This is a genomic window from Thalassoglobus neptunius (assembly GCF_007859735.1).
GTDB lineage: Bacteria > Planctomycetota > Planctomycetia > Planctomycetales > Planctomycetaceae > Thalassoglobus > Thalassoglobus neptunius.
The window spans coordinates 1-1,799 of record NZ_SIHI01000130.1; the positions used below are offsets into that span (position 1 = coordinate 1).

General features: G+C 50.9%; 2 protein-coding genes. Both read left to right on the forward strand.

Annotated features, from left to right (window positions below; all coding sequences use genetic code 11):
- A partial coding sequence (locus KOR42_RS26165; protein ID WP_146512737.1) for an RHS repeat-associated core domain-containing protein occupies positions 1-1,197 on the forward strand: 1,197 nt, incomplete at its 5' end.
- 147 nt (positions 1,198-1,344) lie between these two features.
- Positions 1,345-1,799 (forward strand): hypothetical protein (locus tag KOR42_RS27610; RefSeq protein WP_231741152.1); only part of this gene is annotated, 455 nt, incomplete at its 3' end.

Here is a 1,799-nt window from a genome sequence, read left to right on the forward strand (position 1 = left end):
GTGTGGGGAAATCGATACATCGACGAATGTGTGCTGCGTGATCGCGACTACAACAACAACGGGACGACGCTGGAAGAACGACTGTACGCAACGCAGGATGCGAACTGGAACACGACGATGCTGTACAAGCAGTCGTCGGGCTACAAGGAACGGTACACGTACAACCCGTACGGCGAGATCACGTTCCTGAACTCCTCGTTCAACCCGGTCGGCGGGTCGGTGCACAACTGGCAGCACCTGTTCGGCAGCTACAGAAGAGACACCACGACCGAACTGTACCTGGTCCGCAACCGCCTGTACCACACCGACCTCGGCACATGGCTGAGCAGAGACCCGGCCGGATACGAAGGGGGAACCAGCCTGTACGAATACGCCGACAGCAAACCCACGATCAGTGTCGATCCAGCTGGGCTAGAAGGATTTCATCCTGAAATGTTTCTCCAGGGATCTCCCAACGGCAGTCGCCCTACACCACGGCCAAATGAGTATCAAGGACCATTCGGTCGTACAACTGCCTGCGTACCTCGGTATCGCAATGGCGAAGTTGTGGGAAGCATGGGGACATTCCCTGCTAGAAACAGAGAGCGGCCATCTTCGACTCGAGACTTGACAATCGGAGAAAGGAAAATGCTCGACGACGTGTTTGGCGGTAATTTAAATACTGATGGACTTCAGGTTGGTAAAAAGCCCTTCCTTCCATGGGTTAAGAAAAACTCAATGACTCCAAGATACACCCCATGGTTTACGCAGAAAAACTATCGTGACGACTTCTCAAAGAGTAAGATAGAGTCGCAGGGACATTTCATACACGAAATGACGCATGTGATGCAGTCGCAAAAAGGGAACTGGAATTTTACCGATGGCCCGGCCCTTTTGGCCAAATACGGGGGGAACTATGGTAAGTCGTACGACTTCAATTATAACGATCTCGGAAAGCCACTACACACCTTCAACATGGAGCAGCAGGCGAGGATTGTTGAGTGGAATTACATGGGAATTTTTACTGGAGAAGACCTGGAAAGATGCAAAAGAACACTTGAAGGTTTTCACACCCAGCCACCAGTCGAGCAAAGCCGAAACATCCCGGAGGGTTACTCCAGTTGGGGACAGTCGTACACGCCAAGAACTCAAGTGATTCCAGTTGGTGCTGATCCATCGCGTCTAACCATTCCCCGAAGCCCACGTGTTTTTGAATAGCTTGAAGGGCTTCTCGATGCTCGTTAGATGTTGGAGTACAAGTGTCCGATTGCGGGAAACAATCTCACGTTCTCCAAGTCGAGACACACACCGTGACTGACCTTAGTTGCGTGCCCGTGTCAAATGAAATCGTACGGAGACTGGCATATGAAATGGCGACGAATGTTCCTTTTCGGGATTGTGTTTGCTGCGGGAGTGTTCGTGGAATGGTTCTGCTCCCGCACGTTCGAAACTCGAGTTATTCCACGAACAGAGTGTACTGTCGTCGACTTACAGGGAAATCCCATCGAGATCACCTTGTCTGACATCGTTGTAGAGAACGATTACGCGACGTTCCTCTCGATCGAGACTTTGCCGAACGGTCGCTTCATCATTCCTGAGACAATCCGAAATATTGAATCGAGTGGAATAGGTGATCGATGTATCTGGACTTTAATCACGGTGCGCCCCGCAGGTTTTCAGCCCTGTCAAGAGGAAGTTGGGCTATGCACTGGAGGCGTCCTACCGAACCAGCCAAACTGGCTTGCAACAATCAAGTTTCAATTAGCACCGGTGAATTCCGAAGAGAAATCGACCTCAGAACGCAATTCCAAAAGTCTCTT